We start from the raw sequence: 17,227 nt of genomic DNA, 5'->3' as shown, positions 1-17,227 counted from the left end.
GGGCTCTCCAACTATCCAGGCGGTGGATTTTTGTCGGAGCGAACCTGTGACGGATGGACGCACTGAAACCAGTGCTGTGCTGACGCACGAGGGCTGTTCGATTGTCGAACAACATCCCGGACGAAGCACAAGAGGACTCGCCGGGTGACGAGAAATCTTGTTCCCTACGCAGGCGCTAACCTGATCAGGTTCAACGGGATCCGGTATTTACCGATCTCAGCCTTCCAACAAGGCACCCCGACAAGAACGCGGCCAGTCTAGACCATGGCGTGGGCAAATTGCCAATAGCGGTGCATTCAGCGTGATGAATGGCGTGATTGCGGGATTGTTGCGCCGGGTCAGCAACACTACACTCGGTTGCCGCCACAATGGCTTGACGCCAGAAATGGCCCGCCTTAGCCTTGGGCGCTAAATTATCGCCGTAATATTCACACTAGGGATCGCCTCATGCTGCGCAAACTCTCACTGGCTCTTGCCGTGTCTTGTGCGACCAATGGAATGGTCTGGGCAGCTGAAGCGCCCTTGTCCGCCAAAACCGATTTGGTCAGCGTCTACCAGGAAGCGGTGAACAACAACGCCGACCTGGCCGCCGCCCGCGCCCAATACGGCGCGCAGAAAGAAGTGGTGCCCCAGGCGCGTGCCGGCTTGCTGCCGAACCTGTCGGCCGGTGCCGACAGCAATAACGTGCGTACCCAGATCGACCAACCGGCGGCCACCGTCAACCGTGACGCCCACTCCTGGCGTGCGACCCTGAGCCAGCCGCTGTTCCGCGCCGATCGCTGGTTCCAGCTGCAAGCCGCCGAAGCCGTCAACGAGCAGGCCTCGCTGCAACTGTCGGCCACCGAGCAGAACCTGATCCTGCAAAGCGCCGAAAACTACTTCGCCGTGCTGCGCGCCCAGGACAACCTGGCCTCGACCAAGGCCGAAGAAAATGCCTTCAAGCGCCAGCTCGACCAGTCCAACGAACGCTTTGATGTGGGCCTGTCGGACAAGACCGACGTGCTGCAATCCCAGGCCAGCTACGACACCGCCCGCGCCAACCGCATCGTCGCCCAGCGCCAGGTCGACGACGCCTTTGAAGCGCTGATCACCCTGACCAACCGCGACTACAACGCGATCCAGAGCATCGTGCACACGCTGCCGGTGCTGCCGCCGGCGCCGAATGACGCCAAGGCCTGGGTCGAAACCGCCGGCCGCCAGAACCTCAACCTGCTGGCCAGCAACTACGCCGTCACCGCCGCCGAAGAAACCCTGCGCCAGCGCAAGGCCGGCCACTTGCCGACCCTCGACGCTGTGGCGCAATACGAAAAGGGTGACAACGACGCGCTGGGCTTCAGCAACCCGAACCAACTGCCGATTCCTTACGGCGGTGATGTGTCGCAACGCACCATCGGCCTGCGCCTGAACATCCCGATCTACAGCGGCGGCCTCACCAGCTCGCAAGTGCGCGAATCCTACTCGCGCCTGGACCAGAGCGAGCAGCAACGCGAAGGCCTGCGCCGCCAGGTGGTGGAAAACACCCGCAACCTGCACCGCGCGGTCAACACCGATGTGGAGCAGGTACAGGCACGCCGCCAGTCGATCATCTCGAACCAGAGCGCGGTCGAAGCCACGGAAATCGGTTATCAGGTGGGTACGCGCAACATCGTCGACGTGCTCGATGCACAGCGCCAGCTTTACTCGTCGGTGCGCAACTACAACAACAGCCGCTACGACTACATCCTCGACAACCTGCGCTTGAAGCAGGCGGCGGGCACGCTCAACCCAGGGGATTTGCAGGACTTGTCGCGCTACCTCAAGGCTGACTACAATCCGGACAAGGACTTCCTGCCGCCGGATTTGGCCAAAGCTGCGGCCGAGCAGCTTAAAGCTCGCCCGGGATACTAAGCACACTACAAAACCAATGTGGGAGCTGGCTTGCCTGCGATGCAGACACCTCGGTACTGCTGATACACCGAGGTGATGCTATCGCAGGCAAGCCAGCTCCCACACAAGCCCGCTCCCACATTTGGATCAGCGCTGAATCAGCCTGTCCAAGCCATCCAGCAAACGCTTCAGCGCGCCCTGGTTGGCCTGCATCACCGCAAGCCCCGCCTGCGCCATCTTGCGCGCATCCTGCGGCAGCTCGAACAGTTGCCGCACGGCTTCGGCCAAACCCTCGGCGTCATCCACCTCACGCAGCGCCCCGGCGTCGCGCATCATCGCGCTGATTTCGAGGAAGTTGAACAGGTGCGGCCCCATGATCACAGGCTTAGCCAGCGCTGCCGGCTCCAACGGGTTATGCCCGCCAGTCGGCACCAGGCTGCCGCCGACAAACGCGCTGTCGGCCAAGGCATAGAGAAACAGCAACTCGCCCATGGTGTCGCCGAGCAACACCGAAGTTTGCGCCGTCACGGGCTCGCCACTGGAGCGACGCACCGTGGTGAATCCTTGTTGCTCGCATAACTCAAACATCGGGCCGAAGCGTTCCTGGTGACGCGGCACCAGAATCAACAATGCATTGGGATAGCTTTCGAGCAGTTGGCGATGCGCAGCCAGTACCACGTCGTCTTCGCCTTCATGGGTGCTGGCCGCGATCCATACCGGGCGCTCGCTGGCGCCCCATTGCTCACGCAAGGCCGCTGCCCGCACGGGAAGCTCTGGGTCGATGGTCAGGTCGAACTTGATCGAGCCGGTGACTTCGACGGTTTCCGCACGCGCGCCCAGGCTGAGGAAACGCTGGGCTTCGGTATGCGTCTGCACCGCGAACAGGCTCATTTGCGCCAGCATCGGCGCCGTCAGCTTGGCAAAGCGTGCGTAACCTTTGGCCGAACGCGCCGACAGCCGCGCATTGGCCAGCGCCACCGGAATACCGCGCTGAGCACAGGCGTGAATGTGGTTGGGCCACAGTTCGGTTTCCATGATCACCGCCAGCCTGGGCTGTACGCGATCAAGAAAACGCCTGGCCGCGCACGGCAAGTCGTAGGGCAGGTAGCAATGCTGAATGCGCGGCTCATTGGCGAACAGCGCCTGGATGCGTTCGGAGCCGGTCGGCGTCATGCAGGTGACGGTGATCGGCAACGTCGGATGCCGCGCCAGCAGCCCGCGAATCATTGGCGCGGCGGCGATGCTTTCGCCCACCGACACGGCGTGCACCCAGATCCCGCCCGGTTGCATCACCGGCAGGCCGTAGGAGAAACGCTCGCCAATGCGCTGGGCATAGGCCGGCGCCTTGCGCGCACGCAGCCACAGACGTAAAGCCACCAACGGCAGCGCCAGGTAAAACAGACAGCTGTAGAGAGTTCTATTCATGGCGGCGGAGTTTATCGGCTTTTTCAGTCGATCGCCTGCAAGCACTCGGCAAATCGCTCGGCCAGGAAGCGCGCGGCAGGGCCGAGGTGTTCGTCGCGACGCCAGACCAGCTCCACCACCAATGCGGGCGGCGTCCATTCGCTGTCCAGTTCCACCATTTGTTGTTGATAGGTCGGGTACTGCACGATGTGCCGTGGCAGCCAGGCCCAGCCCAGGCCGCTCATCAGCCATTCGGCCAACACGTAGAAACTGTCGGCACGCCACACCAGCGGGCTTGCGGCTTCGCTGCCGGGGTAGACGCTGGTCTGGGTCGACATCAACAGCTGGCGAAACTGCGCGAGGTGCTGGCAGGTCACGTACTTTTCCTTGGCCAGCGGATGGTTCACACCGCACACCGTGACCATTTCCACACTGCCGACCACGCGCCGCTCAAGGGCTTCGGGGATTTGGTCGTGATAGAACAACAGGCCCAGGTCGGCTTTGCGCTCGACCAACTTGCGCGCCACATCGCCCTGGGCGGCACTGGACAACTGCACCTCCAGCAGCGGGTATTGCCCGGCCAGCGCTTCGAGGCTGTCGAGCACTGGCTGGAACAACATGGCTTCGTCCTGGGCCAGACGCAGGCAGGCTTCTTCGCCGCGCGTCAGTGACAGCGCGCGGCCATTGAGCCGCTCACACTGGCGCAGCACCTCGCGCGCTTCTTCCAGCAGCACGCTGCCGGCTTCGGTCAGGCGCGGCTGGCGGCCACTGCTACGGTCAAACAGGCTCAGCCCAAGGTCAGCCTCAAGCAAGGCAATGCCATTGCTCACCGCCGATTGCGCCTTGCGCTGGTCGCGCGCCACCGCCGAAAACGAACGCTGCTCGGCGACACTCACAAACAGGCGCATCTGTTCCAGGTTCCACTGCACGCTCATGGCTCAACCCATCTTTAAATCGGATAGGTAATGACTTTACCCCATCTTTCCAGGCGTTAGAATGCCGACCTTATCAAGCACGCCCACACCGAGGATTACCCCATGAATATCGCCTATGTTTACCTGGCCATTGCCATTTGCTCGGAAGTGATCGCGACCGTGTCCATGAAAGCGGTCAAGGGCTTGAGCACGCCGATCCCGCTGCTGCTGATGATTGTGGGTTATGGCGTCGCGTTCTGGATGCTCACGCTGGTGGTGCGCACCGTGCCGGTGGGCGTGGCCTATGCGGTCTGGGCGGGGCTTGGGATTGTGATGGTCAGCGTCGCCGCGCTGTTTATCTACGGCCAGAAACTGGATGTACCGGCGATGCTGGGCATGGGCCTGATTGTGCTGGGCGTGGTGGTGATTCAGCTGTTCTCGAAAACCGCCGGGCACTGATCGGCGCTCAACAGCCTGTATACTGCGCCTCTTGTCTTGAACACTGAGGTCGCCCATGCCATCCGTTATTTCCACCGACGTTCTGATTGTCGGCGCCGGGGTTGCCGGCCTCTGGCTCAATGCGCGCCTGCGCAGCCAGGGGTTTTCCACGGTGGTGGTGGAAAGCGCCACCTTGGGTGGCGGGCAAAGCGTGAAGTCCCAGGGGATTATTCACGGCGGTGCGAAATACGCCCTGCACGGCGCCCTCACCGGCGCTTCCGAAGCGATTGCCGATATGCCGCGCCGCTGGCGCGAAGCCCTGGCCGGTAACGGCGAGCTGGACCTGTCCGGTGTGCGCTTGCTGTCTGAAGCCCATTACCTGTGGTCGCCCGGCACCATCGCCGGCAACCTCACCAGCTTTTTCGCCAGCAAGGCCGTGCGCGGCCGTGTCGATCAGGTCAAGGGCGATGAATTGCCGCCTGCCCTGCAAGACCGTCGCTTCAAGGGCAAGGTCTATCGCCTGGCAGAGCTGGTCATCGATGTGCCCAGCCTGATCGAACGCCTGGCGCAACTGGCCGGTGACGGCTTGCTCGCCGGGCAACACATCGAACCGCTGCTGGAAGGCGACACGCTGGTGGGCTTGAAGGTGGATGGCCGCGAGATCCGCGCCCAGCGCATCGTGCTGAGTGCCGGTGGCGGCACAGCTGACCTGCTCAGCGCCCTGGGCCTGAGCCAGCCGGCCATGCAAAAGCGCCCGCTGCACATGATCATCGCCAAAGGCCCGGGCCTGAAGCCGTTGTACGCCCACTGCCTGAGCGGCGGCACCAAGCCGCGCCTCACCATCACCACGCACCCGGCCGCCGATGGCAATTGGGTGTGGTACATGGGCGGCGACATTGCCGAGGCGGACGGCGTGGCGCGCACGCCTGAAGAACAGATCGCCACCGCGCAAAAAGAGCTGGCGCAATTACTGCCGTGGATCGACATGAGCCAGACCCAGTGGGCCACCCTGCGCGTCGACCGTGCCGAGCCGCTGCAATCGGGCCTGAGCCGCCCCGACAACGCTTTCCTCGCCGAACAGGGCCGCCTGTTAGTCGGCTGGCCGACCAAACTGGCCCTGGCGCCGGACTTCGCCGACCGCGTGCTCAGCGCGCTGGAACGCGACGGCATCCGCCCGAGCGCCAACAGCGAAGCCCTGCCCGACCTGCCAAAACCGGCCATTGGCCAACCTGCCTGGGAGCAACTGTTGCCATGAGCCTGCCCACTCTGCATGACCTGCATCGCCCGCTGGGCAGCACCGGCCTGATGGTCTCGCCGCTGGGCCTGGGCACCGTCAAGCTCGGTCGCGACCAAGGCGTGAAATACCCCAACGGTTTCCAGATTCCCGGCGACGACGAAGCACGGATGTTGCTGCGCCAGGCCCGCCAGTTGGGCATCAACCTGATCGACACAGCCCCGGCGTATGGCCGCAGCGAAGAACGCCTGGGGCCACTGCTGCGCGATCAGCGCAAGGATTGGGTGATCGTCAGCAAGGTCGGTGAAGAGTTTGCCGATGGCGTGTCCCGGCACGACTTCAGCGCCGCCCATACGCGGATGTCGATCGAGCGCAGCTTGAAACGACTTGAAACGGATTTTATCGACCTGGTGCTGGTGCATTCCGACGGCAATGACCTGCATATCCTCAATGATTGCGAGGTGTACCAGACCCTGGCCGAGCTGAAAAAAGAGGGCAAGATTCGCGGCTACGGCTTCTCCGGCAAAACCGTCGAAGGCGGCGTGAAGGCTCTGGAACAAGGCGATTGCGCCATGGTCACCTACAATTTGAACGAACAAGCGGAAAAAGCCGTCATTGATTACGCAGCGGCTCACGGCAAAGGCATCCTGGTGAAAAAAGCCCTGGCCAGCGGCCACGTGTGCTTGGAGCCAGGAATGGATCCAATTCACGCCAGTTTCATGTTGTTGTTTGCGCAAACGGGCGTCGCCAGTGCTATTGTCGGGACCATTAATCCGCTGCACCTGGCCCATAACGTGGCGACCGCTGCCAAGGTCATTCGTCAACTCTGATGCCGCCCACGCGGCCGACCCCGTCGCAAGAAGGAGCCGACATGCCGCGAACGCTTATTAGAAAAAACCCCAGCAACTTTAAAACACTGCCGCTGCACGTCGAAGCAACACCCGAAGGCCTGAGCTACCAAAGCGTGGGCATGCCGCTCAACTTTGCCCAAACCCTGCAGCGGCGCAAGCCGGTGGAAGTAGCAGACCCCGAGCGTTTCGCCCTGGAACTGGCGAACCTCGGCGTGTCGGTGCGCCTGACACTGCATTGGCAAAACAAGGATTATTGGGTGCTGGTGCGCCAGCGTCGCCAGGACCGTGGCGACGTGGTGCTCAAGCTGATCTCCGGCTACGTGCCGGCTCACGAACTGAACCTGCCGCTGCACACCGCCATCCAGGAAATAGCCGAAGAGTGCCTGCTGGAAACGCCCGAAGGCTGGCTGGGCGGGCGCTTCAATGACACCTGGCTGCCGGCGCCCTACTCCGCCGCCCTGCATTACCGCGAAGCCCTGCCGTTTCGCTTGAGCCCGCTGTCGGGCGCCGCACGCCCGGTACGCTGCGCGACCACGCAACTGATCGAACGCCCACGGGCTTACGTGCACCTGCCGACCGCGTCGCTGCAATTGATTTATGACTTGCGTTTGGAAGTGCCGAAGGAAGCCAAGTCCCTGAGCCTGTTTCATGTGGATGAGCGGCTTGAAGGAGACCAGTTAGTGGCGCGCCTGGACCGCCAGCGGCCCGACCTGTACCTGATGCCGCTCAAAGACGGGCAACCGTTGGCCGAGCTGTACACGGTGAAAAAAGACCAGCTGTATCCGGCCAGCACCCGCGGCTTATACCTGGCCGAGAGCTTTGCCCAGCAGGAAGGCTGGCTGGTGCGCGATGAGCGGATTCGCTGGAAGGATTGGCTGCGGCAGCAAGGGCTGGCCGAACCGGAGAAAGAGTCGAAACTCAAGCGCCTGACCGGCAAGGCGCGGCAGATGTTGCGCAAGATTGTGCCGAAGAAAAAAGCCAGCCGCTGACACCCGTCGATCGATCGTTCCCACGATCTGCGTGGGAATGCCGCCCCGGACGCTCCGCGTCCTGATGTCACAATGTGACGCGGAGCGTCACAGGATGCGTTCCCACGCAGAGCGTGGGAACGATCATCACAAGGCTCAGCCGTTGAGTAACCGCTCCAGCCCGACCTTCAACGGGGTCGGTTCAGGCAACTTGAAGCTCGCCAAGAGCCGCTGGTTATTCGCCCGCGAATGCCGAATATCCCCCGAACGCGCCGGCCCGTAAGTGATCGCCGGCAACTGGCCGACCACTTCTTCCAACGCCTGCAACACCTGCTTGAGCGTGGTGGTGCGGTTCCAGCCGACGTTGATCGCCCCCAGTGGCGCTTCAGGCGCTTCGATGGCCTGCACCAGCACATCCACCAAGTCTTCCACGTACATGAAATCACGGGTTTGCTCGCCGTCACCGAACACGGCAATCGGCAAGCCCTGCTGCACGCGCTCACTGAAGATGCTGATCACCCCCGAATACGGCGATGACGGATCCTGGCGCGGCCCGAAGATATTGAAGAAGCGGAAGATCACCGGCTCCAGGCCATGCTGGCGGCGGTAGAAATCGAAGTAGTGCTCACCGGCCAATTTGTCGGAAGCATAGGGCGTCAGCGGCGCCTTGGTGGTCGCTTCGTCAATCGAATCGCCCTCGCCGTTGTTGCCATACACCGCCGCACTGGAGGCGTACACCACACGCTTGACGCCCGCCTTGCGCATGGCCTCGCAGACATTCAGGGTGCCGACGAAATTACTCTGGTGAGTGCTCACCGGGTCGTCCACCGAGGCTTGTACCGACGCCACTGCTGCCAAGTGCACCACGGCGCTTGCGCCAACGGCGGCTTGCGCTACCTTTTCGGCATCGGCCACATCACCTTCAATCAACTGCACGCGCGGGTTATCCAGCGGCAAGTTGCTGCGCTTGCCGGTCGACAGGTCATCCAGCACCCGCACGGCATAGCCGTTGGCGAGCAAGGCATCGACCAGGTGCGAACCGATAAAGCCGGCGCCGCCGGTGATCAGGACCCACTTATCAGCGTTACTCATTGTTGCGAATCTTCTCGACAATCGCCGTGGTCGAGCTGTTTTCAACCAGCCCCAGCACTTTGACCGTGCCGCCGTAGGCGCTGACGATATCGGCACCGACGACCTGGTCGACGGAGTAGTCGCCGCCCTTGACCAATACGTCCGGCTTGACTTGCGCCAGCAGGTTTTCCGGGGTGCCTTCAGAGAAGCTGATCACCCAGTCCACAGCGCCCAAACCCGCCAATACGGCCATGCGCCGGTCGACACTGTTGATTGGACGGCCCGGGCCTTTAAGGCGGCTGACCGAAGCATCGTCATTGACGGCAACGATCAGGCGGTCGCCTTGGGCGCGCGCCTGTTCCAGGTAAGTCACGTGCCCGGCATGCAGGATGTCGAAGCAACCATTGGTGAACACAATGCTTTCGTTGTGAGCACGCGCATCGTCAATCGCCAGCAGCAACTGCTCGATGGTCAGCACACCGCGCTCGGAGCCTTCGGAGCGCTGGATCGCACGGCGCAGCTCAGGCGCGCTGATGGCGGCAGTACCCAGCTTGCCAACCACGATGCCCGCCGCCAGATTGGCGAGTGCCACGGCGTGGGGCAACTCTTCACCGGCTGCAATCGAGGCGGCCAGGGTAGAAATCACGGTGTCGCCGGCGCCTGTCACGTCGAACACTTCCCGCGCACGCGCCGGCAGGTGCATCGCCGGGTGGCCGGGGCGCAGCAGGGTCATGCCGTGCTCGCCACGGGTGACCAGCAAGGCGCCCAGGTCGAGATCGGCCATCAGCGTGGCGCCCTTGGTCACCAGTTCGTGCTCATCGGCGCAACCGCCGACAATGGCTTCGAACTCGCTGAGGTTTGGCGTGATCAGGCTGGCGCCTCGATAAATCGAGAAGTCCTTGCCCTTGGGATCAGCCAGCACCGGAATGTTGCGGGCCTTGGCGGCCTTGATCAGTTCCTGGTGGTTCTTCAAGGCGCCTTTGCCGTAGTCGGACAAGACCAGCACCTTGATGCCTTCGAGCAACGCGTCGACCTGGCCGCTGAGGGCCAAGGCGTCGGTGGCGAAGGGTTCTTCAAAATCGATACGCAGCAGTTGCTGGTGACGGCTCATGACCCGCAGCTTGACGATGGTCGGCTGATGGGCAATGCGCTGGAACAGCGCGCGCACGCCGGCGCCGCGCAGGCTGTTGGCCAGGCTGTCGGCGGCTTCGTCGTCGCCGGTCACACCCACCAGGGAGGCCGGGGCGCCGAGGGCGGCAATGTTAAGGGCAACGTTGGCAGCGCCGCCTGGACGGTCTTCGATTTGCTCGACCTTGACGACCGGCACCGGTGCCTCAGGGGAAATCCGTGAGGTTCCGCCATGCCAGTAACGGTCGAGCATGACATCGCCGACCACCAAGACAGGGGCTTGATCGAATCGCGGCATGGACAACTTCATGGAGCAACCCACATACAAAATGAACAGGGGCGCGATATTAGCACAGGGTTATGGAAGGCTTGTGGAGGGTGTGCACAGAAGATAGTGCGACGGGCCTGCCATTGAATCCACTGAGGAACACCTGTGGGAGCGGGCTTGCCCGCGATGGCGGTGAATCAGTCGAAACATTCGGTGACTGATACTCCGCTATCGCGGGCAAGCCCGCTCCCACAAGGTTTTAGGTGATGTCGGCCGGGACCGGTGCATCCAGGCCCATGGCATGCAGGCGGGCGTAATAGCCGTTCTGCGCCAACAGCTCGCCGTGGGTGCCGCGCTCGACAATCCGACCGTCGTCCATCACCAGGATCAAGTCGGCCTTCTCGATAGTGGACAGGCGGTGCGCGATCACCAGGGTCGTGCGCCCTTGCATGACCTTGTCCAGGGCCGCCTGAATGTGCCGCTCCGATTCGGTGTCGAGGGCCGAGGTGGCCTCGTCGAGAATCAGCAGCGGCGCGTTCTTCAGCAAGGCCCGGGCGATTGCCAGGCGCTGGCGTTGGCCGCCGGACAACAGCACGCCGTTTTCGCCAACCTGGGTATCGAAGCCTTTGGGCAACTGGTCGATGAAGTCCTTGGCGTAGGCATCTGCCGCCGCTGCTTCAACGTCCGCCCGTGGCGCGCCAGCCAGGTCGCCATAGGCGATGTTGTTGGTCACCGTGTCGCTGAACAACGTCACGTGCTGGGTCACCTGGGCAATGTGCTTGCGCAGGTTGAGCAGCTTGTAGTCTTCGATCTCTACGCCGTCGAGCAGGATGTCGCCGCTTTCATGGTGGTAGAAACGCGGAATCAGGCTGGCCAGCGTCGACTTGCCGCTGCCGGAACGGCCCACCAGGGCGATCATCTGCCCAGGCTCAGCGGTAAAGCTGATGTCCTTGAGCACATGGCGTTCGGTGCCGGGGTAGGTGAAGTTGAGGTTGCGCACTTCGAGGCGGCCACTGACCTTGTCGCGCTCGACGGTGCCGCCGTCGACTTCCTGCTCTTCGTCCAGCTGTTCGAAAATGCTTTCAGCGCCGGCCACACCCTTCTGGATGGTCGAGCTGACTTCCGACAATTGGCGGATCGGCTTGGGCAGCAAGCCAGCCAAGGTGATGTAAGCCACCATGTCACCGGCCGACGCGTCACCGCGCAGGTAGAGCACCAGGAACATCAACACCGCCATGGCGGTGTAGATCACCAGTTGCAGCAACGGGGTGTAGATCGCCCCGGTGCGGGTCATGCGCAGTTGCTTGTCGGTGTTGCCCTGGCTGGCCTTGAGGAAGCGTTTCTCCTCGTAGACTTCGCCGCCGAAGCTGCGCACCACGCGGTAACCCTGGATGGTTTCGGAGGCCACGTGCGTCACGTCGCCCATGGCCACCTGGATCTTTTTGCTCTGCTTGCGGAATTTCTTGCTGGCCGTGCTGACCATCACCGCAATCAACGGCAGGATGGCGATCATCACCAGCGTCAGGCGCCAGTTCATGAACAGCAGCGAGGCGAACAGGAAGATCACCGTCATGCCTTCGCGGATCACCACCTTGATGGCATCGGTCGCAGCCCCCGTGACCATGGTCACGTTGAAGGTGATGCGCGAAATCAGGTGCCCGGAGTTGTGGTTGTCGAAGTAGCGGTTGGGCAGCGTCAGCAGGTTGTTGAACAGCTGCACCCGCAGGTCGTGGACCAGCCCCAGGGAGACCTTGGCCAACAAGTAGTTGCCCAGGAACGAACCCAGGCCCTGCCAGGCTGCGATCAGAATGATCAACAACGGCACGGCTTGCAGCAATTGCAGGTCACGCAGGAACGGTACGCTGGGGAACAGCACCGCTTCGGGGTTGGATAGGCCGTCGACGAAGTACTTGAGGATGTACCCCAGCATGGGCTGGGTCGACGCGAAAATCAGAAATCCGACGATACTCAGCGCGAACAAGCCGGCGTAGGGCTTAACGTACATGAGCAGGCGGAAGTATATTTTCAAGCTCGAAGGGCTTGCGCTCGGACTGGAGTCGGTCATATCACGCGGCGTTTTGAAAAAGGAGGCTGACTTTAGCACAGCTTCTCTGTTGTACTTGCACCCGGCATGACCCCCGGCCCGGTTGGATCCAGCCGGCGACATTATATAGCCACTACTTTAAGATGGTCGGCTTTCTCTTTCTGGAATGGCTTTATCGTATGCACTCCAAGCGCCTTACCTATGGCTCAAATCGCGTTTTCGACTTCCTGGTCCTCTGGATTTTGCCCATTGGCTTGTTGTTGCTGCTGAGTTCGCTGTTCTACGTCACCAATCGCAATGTCATGCACCGGTTCTACTCCGGCTTCTTCAGCGTGCCGACCTTGCTGTTGCTGTGTCTGCGCCCGCGAGAACTCAAGGAGTTGTTGCGTGAGCCGCTGGTGATTGCCTTCGTGGCGTTTTGCGCCTGGGCAATGACCAGCGTGTTGTGGAGCCCGGAACCTACCGGCGACTCCAACCTGTTCAAGGTGCCGCTGCAAACGTTCATGCTGTTTGCCGGCTGCGGGCTGCTGCTGCATTACCGCAACGAACTGTTCAAGCCGATCTTTTTCAGTGCTGCCGCGATTGCGCTGGTGGTGTGCCTGTGCAACCTGGTGGCGTTCGTCAAAGGCTTCGAGCCGGGCATGCGCATGATCGGCGGCTTGGGCGCCCTCGATAACCCGCTGCTCAGCTCGCACATGTTCGGCTTTTTCTGCGTGTACTGGCTGTACGTCTGCATGACTACCCGACGCTTGCAGGTGCTGTGGTTCAGCGTGCCCGCACTGGCGATCATGGCGGCTGCCATCCTGGCTACCGGGTCACGCACGCCGCTGGTGGCGCTGACACTGACCATCCTGTGGATGAGCTTTATCAGCCGCAATCGACGCTCTGCGCTGCTGATCGCCGCCATGGTCGCGGGGGCTGCCGGGCTGCTGTTGATCTATCCCGAGGCGATCACCGAGCGCGGCAGCTCGTTGCGCTTTGAATTGTGGGGCATGACGCTGCAGCGGATTGCCGACCACCCCTTCATCGGCCACAGCTACGACTCTGAGCTGTACCTGACCCTGGGCGATGGCTACGAACTGCGCGAACCCCACAACTTCGCCCTTGGCGTGCTGTATTACGTCGGCATCATCGGCTTTATCCCATGGATCTGCATGCTCGGCTGGGGCTTGTACAAAGGGCTCAAGGAGCGGGCACAGCCGTTGTTCATCCTGGCATCCTCGCTGCTGGCCTACGGCATCGGCGCAGGCCTGACCGAAGGCGGTGGCATTCTGTCGCGGCCCAAGGAGCACTGGTTCCTGTTGTGGATTCCGCTGGCGCTGATCGCCGGCCTGAGCATCGCCCAACGCCGCCACAGCCTGCTGCGCAGGCCAGTGGAAATGCCCAAGCCACAGGCCTTTGAAGCACTGTGCAACGGCGCCCACGTCGTCGAAGAAGATGGCTTGGGACCGAAGGTGCTGCGCCTGGAGGATGGCAGCTTCCTCAAACTGTTCAGGGCGCGCCGCTGGTACACCTCGGGCCGGTTTAATCCCTATTCGGAGCGCTTCGCCAGCAACAGCGAACAGCTGCAGCAAACAGGTATTGCTTCACCGCCGATTCTCAACCTCTACAGCCTGCACGACGGCAGCAGCGCCGTGCGTTATCAGCCGCTGCCGGGGCTGACGCTGCGTCAAGCCTTGCAAAGCCTGGACAGCAGCCTGCGCGAATCGCTGATCGAACGGTTCGGCCGATTCATGGCGCAGTTGCACGAACGCGGGGTGTACTTCCGCTCACTGCATCTGGGCAATGTGCTGTTACTGGAAGATGGTGAGTTCGGGCTGATCGATGTGGCCGACATGCGCATTTACCCGTCAGCACTGCGCAACACGCTGCGCCAGCGCAACTTGAAGCACATGCAACGTTATCCGCAGGACCGCAATTGGCTGTTCGAAGCGCACTTTGAGCAATTGGCCAAAGGCTACGGGTCCGTTGCATCGGCACACGCCACGGTCAAACTCCGTGAGCAGGTGCTGACACTGGCGCGCCCGGCCGCCTGATCCGCGAGGTTGTGCGCCCCAGGGCGGGGCGCACACAACGCTGTCAGTCTTTTTCCAGCGGGGAGAAGTACAACCGGCTCAAGCCGCGCCAGGTTTTCTTGTTCCAGGCCCGGAACGGGATCTGTGCCAGCAGCTCGCGCGCCAACTTACGATCACGGTTGGCGGTCTTGAGGAACATCGAGCTGAGGAACTTGTAACGCACCTCGTCATAAAGCGGGTGGTCGCTGAACAACGCGTAGGAGCGCAGGATATTGTCGATCATGAATCGATGGTTCTTGTACGAGTTGGTGGCGTGCTTGCGATAGCGGGCCATGACCACGTTCAAGCCATCAATGAAGTACCCGGCATGGGTGATCTTCAACTCGATCAGCAAATCTTCCAGACGAATTTCAGGATCAAACCCACCGACCTTTTCCAGCGCCTCGCGCCGGATCATCAGCGTCGGTGCAGGCGGGTAAGGCTTGCGCTCCAGGAACATGTCGTCGAAGTCCAGGCGCCGAAACGGCACGTCGCGACGCTGGCGCTTCTCGGGAAACAACTCGCCCTGGGCATCGATCAGCTCGATGTTACCCGCGCAGATACCGACCTCCGGCTTGCCATCCATGTAGGCCACCTGGGTCGCAATCCGCTCCGGCAACATGATGTCATCGGAGCCGAACGGCACGATCAGCGGGCCCTGGGAGCGTGCAATCGCGCCATTGAGCGTGTTGGTCAGCCCCTGGTTCTGCTGCACGCGAAAATCGAAGCTGTGCTGCTCCTGCAAGCGACGAATGCGCTCGACGCTGTCGTCTTTGGACCCGTCGTCAATCACCAGCAGTTCAATATTGGGGTACGTCTGGTTCAGGACGCTGAGGATGCTTTGCTCGATGTACGGAGCATGGTTGTAAGACGCAATGATCACCGTGACCAAGGGTTGACTCTGGTTCATACATTGTTCCCGCGCACTTGAGCCAATCCCGAATCAATCAATTCCAGGTATTCCTGGCGGAACACCTCAATGTCGTGTTGCGCCTGCAAATACTGGTAGGCCTGCTCGCCCTTCTGCGCCAGCGCTTCGTCGGACAGCGCCAGGTAGGTGTCCAGCGCCTGGGTCAGCGCGGGCACATTGGCCGGCTCTACCGCCAGGCCGCCTGCGCCTTCAATCAGCGGCAGCATGGCCGGAACGCTGGAGGCGATCACCGGCAGGCGACCACTCATGCCTTCCAGCAGCGCCAGGCCAAGGCCTTCGGCCAGCGACGGCATGGCCCAGATGTCGAAGGCACGCACGTACTGCAGGGCGTTTTCCTTGAAACCCAACAAGTGCACGCGCCCATCAAGGCCCAGGCTGTGGATTTGAGCGGCCAGGTTGGCCTCTTCACGGCCCGCGCCAATGATGGCGAGCTGCGCCGTGGGGTACTTGTCTTTAAGTGCAGCGAACGCCTGCAGTAAATACGTGTGGCCTTTGACCGGCACGAGGCGGCCCAAGGCGCCGATCAACCGCACCGAAGGGTCGATGCCCAGCAACTCGCGCGCGCGTTCACGCGAATGCTGCAAGGCCTCGGCCTGCTCGATGTCGATGGCATTGGTAATGGCGAAGGTATTGCTGTCGGTAAACCCGCACTTGCAGTCCAGCAGGTATTGCTTGACCGCCGGCGACACACCGACAAAACGCCAGTGCGCGTCGATCCAGCGCTGCGCCTGCTTGCGGCGGTACAGGCGGTCATATTCACCGAAGCCGTGGGAGATGCCGATACACAGCGGAATCTTCAACCAACGGTTCAGTTGCAACATCATGTTGACCGGCTTGAAGCGATTGCACACCACGACGTCAAACTTTTCCCGGCGGCAGAACTTGTACAGCTGCCACATGGCGCGCAGCCTCAAGCCCTTGAGCGACTTGTCGGAGAACTCGAAGTAGACCGAGGTGGCGGCGCGACTCACCGGGCCACCCGGCGCAGGCCGACCGCGCAGGAACGCGGCGGTGACTTCATAGCGGTCCGCAGGCAATGCCTTGACGATCTGTTCGGCCAGGTCGGCAAAATCATGGGATTTAACATTGTAGTCAGGCTGCAATTGCAGAACCTTGAAACGCCGACTCATAACTCTCCTCGATGGAATCCTGTGGCATCAACGACCCAGGATGTCTCGGCGGCCAGCGCCTCGACGTGCTCGGCACTTGGCTGTGGCACCAGCGGCCATTGATTACGCTTCCAGCAGACAAAATGGAAATACGGAAATTCCCGGTCGCCATCCCTGTCATTGGTCAAGCGACCGTTGTTCCAGAACCACTGGTGCGGAAAACGATCAGTGCCGTCGTGCCACTTGATCACACCACCCGGCGTACTGAACGCCTCGGTGAACTCACTGCGACGGCGCCACGGGTTGAGTTTGCCGACCAGATCGAACAACGGCTTCGGGAAGTTCTTGCGCCACAGGAAAATCCTGCTGAACGCCCCTTCATCCAGCGCATGATGCTCCTGATCGGTGAAACGTGCTTCCCAATCCTTGATCTGCATGAACACCTGGCGCTTTCTGGCGGTGTTACGCATCAGGCACAAATGGCCGGCGACCCGACGCTCATGGGTCGAAAACAAGTCATAACCCGCCAGGCGGTCAGCGGTGAAATACCGGCGCAGGTTGCCATAGATCAGGTCCAGGTCGCCAAACGCCCAAAAGTCGTAGCCGTCGAGGCGATCAACATGGATATGCCCCAGCGCCGGCTTGATGTCACACAGTTTGTAAGCCGCCTGAGGCGCGAAATTGATCTTCAGCCGCTGGGAGACCAGCGCGCAGTAATCGCCAAAGGTGATGCTTTCAATCCTGACATTGTCGGGCACGTTGGCGGGTATCGGGCAGTCGCTGAACAACAGCCAGTCAATATCCGCATTGTGCCGGCAGCTTTCGAGAAAAAACGGCATCCAGAAAGGCCATTGGCCAAAGTAAGGAATGATGAAAAGGATGCGGGGGCATGGATTGATCACTGGGGACTCACTGTCATTTTTACGGGAGCGCTCAGCGCCCCACCA

Annotated in this window: 14 protein-coding genes and 1 riboswitch; of the genes, 6 read left to right on the top strand and 8 right to left on the bottom strand. The window is 61.6% G+C overall.

What is annotated here, in order from left to right:
* Positions 1–144: 144 nt before the first annotated feature.
* A riboswitch (TPP riboswitch) is annotated at positions 145–250 on the bottom strand.
* 197 nt (positions 251–447) lie between these two features.
* Positions 448–1,887, top strand: a complete 1,440-nt coding sequence (locus PspR76_RS02715) for a TolC family outer membrane protein (protein ID WP_159953857.1) — start codon at positions 448–450, stop codon at positions 1,885–1,887.
* 126 nt (positions 1,888–2,013) lie between these two features.
* Here the strand turns inward: PspR76_RS02715 and waaA are convergent, their stop codons facing one another.
* Together waaA and PspR76_RS02705 are read right to left on the bottom strand one after the other, a co-directional pair.
* A complete protein-coding gene (gene waaA / locus PspR76_RS02710; protein ID WP_159953856.1) occupies positions 2,014–3,291 on the bottom strand; it encodes a lipid IV(A) 3-deoxy-D-manno-octulosonic acid transferase in 1,278 nt (425 codons plus the stop codon).
* A gap of 23 nt (positions 3,292–3,314) precedes the next feature.
* Entirely contained in the window at positions 3,315–4,205 is an 891-nt protein-coding gene (locus PspR76_RS02705; RefSeq protein WP_159953855.1) for a LysR family transcriptional regulator, read from the bottom strand.
* A gap of 102 nt (positions 4,206–4,307) precedes the next feature.
* Here PspR76_RS02705 and PspR76_RS02700 point away from each other — a divergent pair, with 102 nt between their 5' ends.
* From PspR76_RS02700 to PspR76_RS02685, 4 genes are read left to right on the top strand one after another with little or no spacing between them, the layout of a single operon-like run.
* A complete protein-coding gene (locus PspR76_RS02700) occupies positions 4,308–4,643 on the top strand; it encodes a DMT family transporter (RefSeq protein ID WP_016972634.1) in 336 nt (111 codons plus the stop codon).
* Positions 4,644–4,698: 55 nt separating this feature from the next.
* Complete coding sequence (locus tag PspR76_RS02695; RefSeq protein WP_159953854.1) at positions 4,699–5,877, top strand: NAD(P)/FAD-dependent oxidoreductase; 1,179 nt, start codon at positions 4,699–4,701, stop codon at positions 5,875–5,877.
* The gene (locus PspR76_RS02690) at positions 5,874–6,686 is read left to right on the top strand and encodes an aldo/keto reductase (protein ID WP_159953853.1); all 813 of its coding nucleotides are present in this window, start codon (positions 5,874–5,876) and stop codon (positions 6,684–6,686) included. The genes PspR76_RS02695 and PspR76_RS02690 overlap by 4 nt, the downstream gene beginning before the upstream one ends.
* Positions 6,687–6,727: 41 nt before the next feature.
* On the top strand, positions 6,728–7,696 hold the full coding sequence (locus tag PspR76_RS02685; protein ID WP_159953852.1) for a metal ABC transporter ATPase: 969 nt from the start codon (positions 6,728–6,730) through the stop codon (positions 7,694–7,696).
* 135 nt (positions 7,697–7,831) lie between these two features.
* Here the strand turns inward: PspR76_RS02685 and PspR76_RS02680 are convergent, their stop codons facing one another.
* The 3 genes from PspR76_RS02680 to msbA form a co-directional block, all read right to left on the bottom strand.
* Positions 7,832–8,767: an NAD-dependent epimerase/dehydratase family protein gene (locus tag PspR76_RS02680; protein WP_159953851.1), complete on the bottom strand. Its 936-nt coding sequence runs from the start codon at positions 8,765–8,767 to the stop codon at positions 7,832–7,834.
* Positions 8,760–10,184: a bifunctional D-glycero-beta-D-manno-heptose-7-phosphate kinase/D-glycero-beta-D-manno-heptose 1-phosphate adenylyltransferase HldE gene (gene hldE / locus PspR76_RS02675; RefSeq protein ID WP_159953850.1), complete on the bottom strand. Its 1,425-nt coding sequence runs from the start codon at positions 10,182–10,184 to the stop codon at positions 8,760–8,762. Before hldE ends, PspR76_RS02680 begins: the two co-directional genes overlap by 8 nt.
* Before the next feature lie 217 nt (positions 10,185–10,401).
* Positions 10,402–12,207, bottom strand: a complete 1,806-nt coding sequence (gene msbA, locus PspR76_RS02670; RefSeq protein ID WP_159953849.1) for a lipid A export permease/ATP-binding protein MsbA — start codon at positions 12,205–12,207, stop codon at positions 10,402–10,404.
* A gap of 158 nt (positions 12,208–12,365) precedes the next feature.
* On the opposite strand from msbA, the gene PspR76_RS02665 reads away from it, so the two are divergent.
* Complete coding sequence (locus PspR76_RS02665; RefSeq protein WP_159953848.1) at positions 12,366–14,222, top strand: O-antigen ligase family protein; 1,857 nt, start codon at positions 12,366–12,368, stop codon at positions 14,220–14,222.
* Positions 14,223–14,265: 43 nt separating this feature from the next.
* Here PspR76_RS02665 and PspR76_RS02660 read toward each other — a convergent pair whose 3' ends face one another.
* Genes PspR76_RS02660 through PspR76_RS02650 form a run of 3 tightly spaced genes read right to left on the bottom strand, consistent with a single transcriptional unit; the run spans position 14,266 to position 17,182 of the window.
* Positions 14,266–15,150, bottom strand: coding sequence for a glycosyltransferase (locus tag PspR76_RS02660; RefSeq protein WP_159953847.1), 885 nt, complete (start codon positions 15,148–15,150; stop codon positions 14,266–14,268).
* The gene (locus PspR76_RS02655; RefSeq protein ID WP_159953846.1) at positions 15,147–16,301 is read right to left on the bottom strand and encodes a glycosyltransferase family 4 protein; all 1,155 of its coding nucleotides are present in this window, start codon (positions 16,299–16,301) and stop codon (positions 15,147–15,149) included. Before PspR76_RS02655 ends, PspR76_RS02660 begins: the two co-directional genes overlap by 4 nt.
* Entirely contained in the window at positions 16,298–17,182 is an 885-nt protein-coding gene (locus PspR76_RS02650) for a DUF6625 family protein (protein ID WP_159953845.1), read from the bottom strand. The genes PspR76_RS02655 and PspR76_RS02650 overlap by 4 nt, the downstream gene beginning before the upstream one ends.
* Positions 17,183–17,227: the final 45 nt, after the last annotated feature.

This window comes from Pseudomonas sp. R76, from assembly GCF_009834565.1.
Classification (GTDB): domain Bacteria; phylum Pseudomonadota; class Gammaproteobacteria; order Pseudomonadales; family Pseudomonadaceae; genus Aquipseudomonas.
The sequence above is the reverse complement of the archived record's forward strand: the minus strand, read 5'-3'. Positions and strand labels throughout refer to the sequence as shown.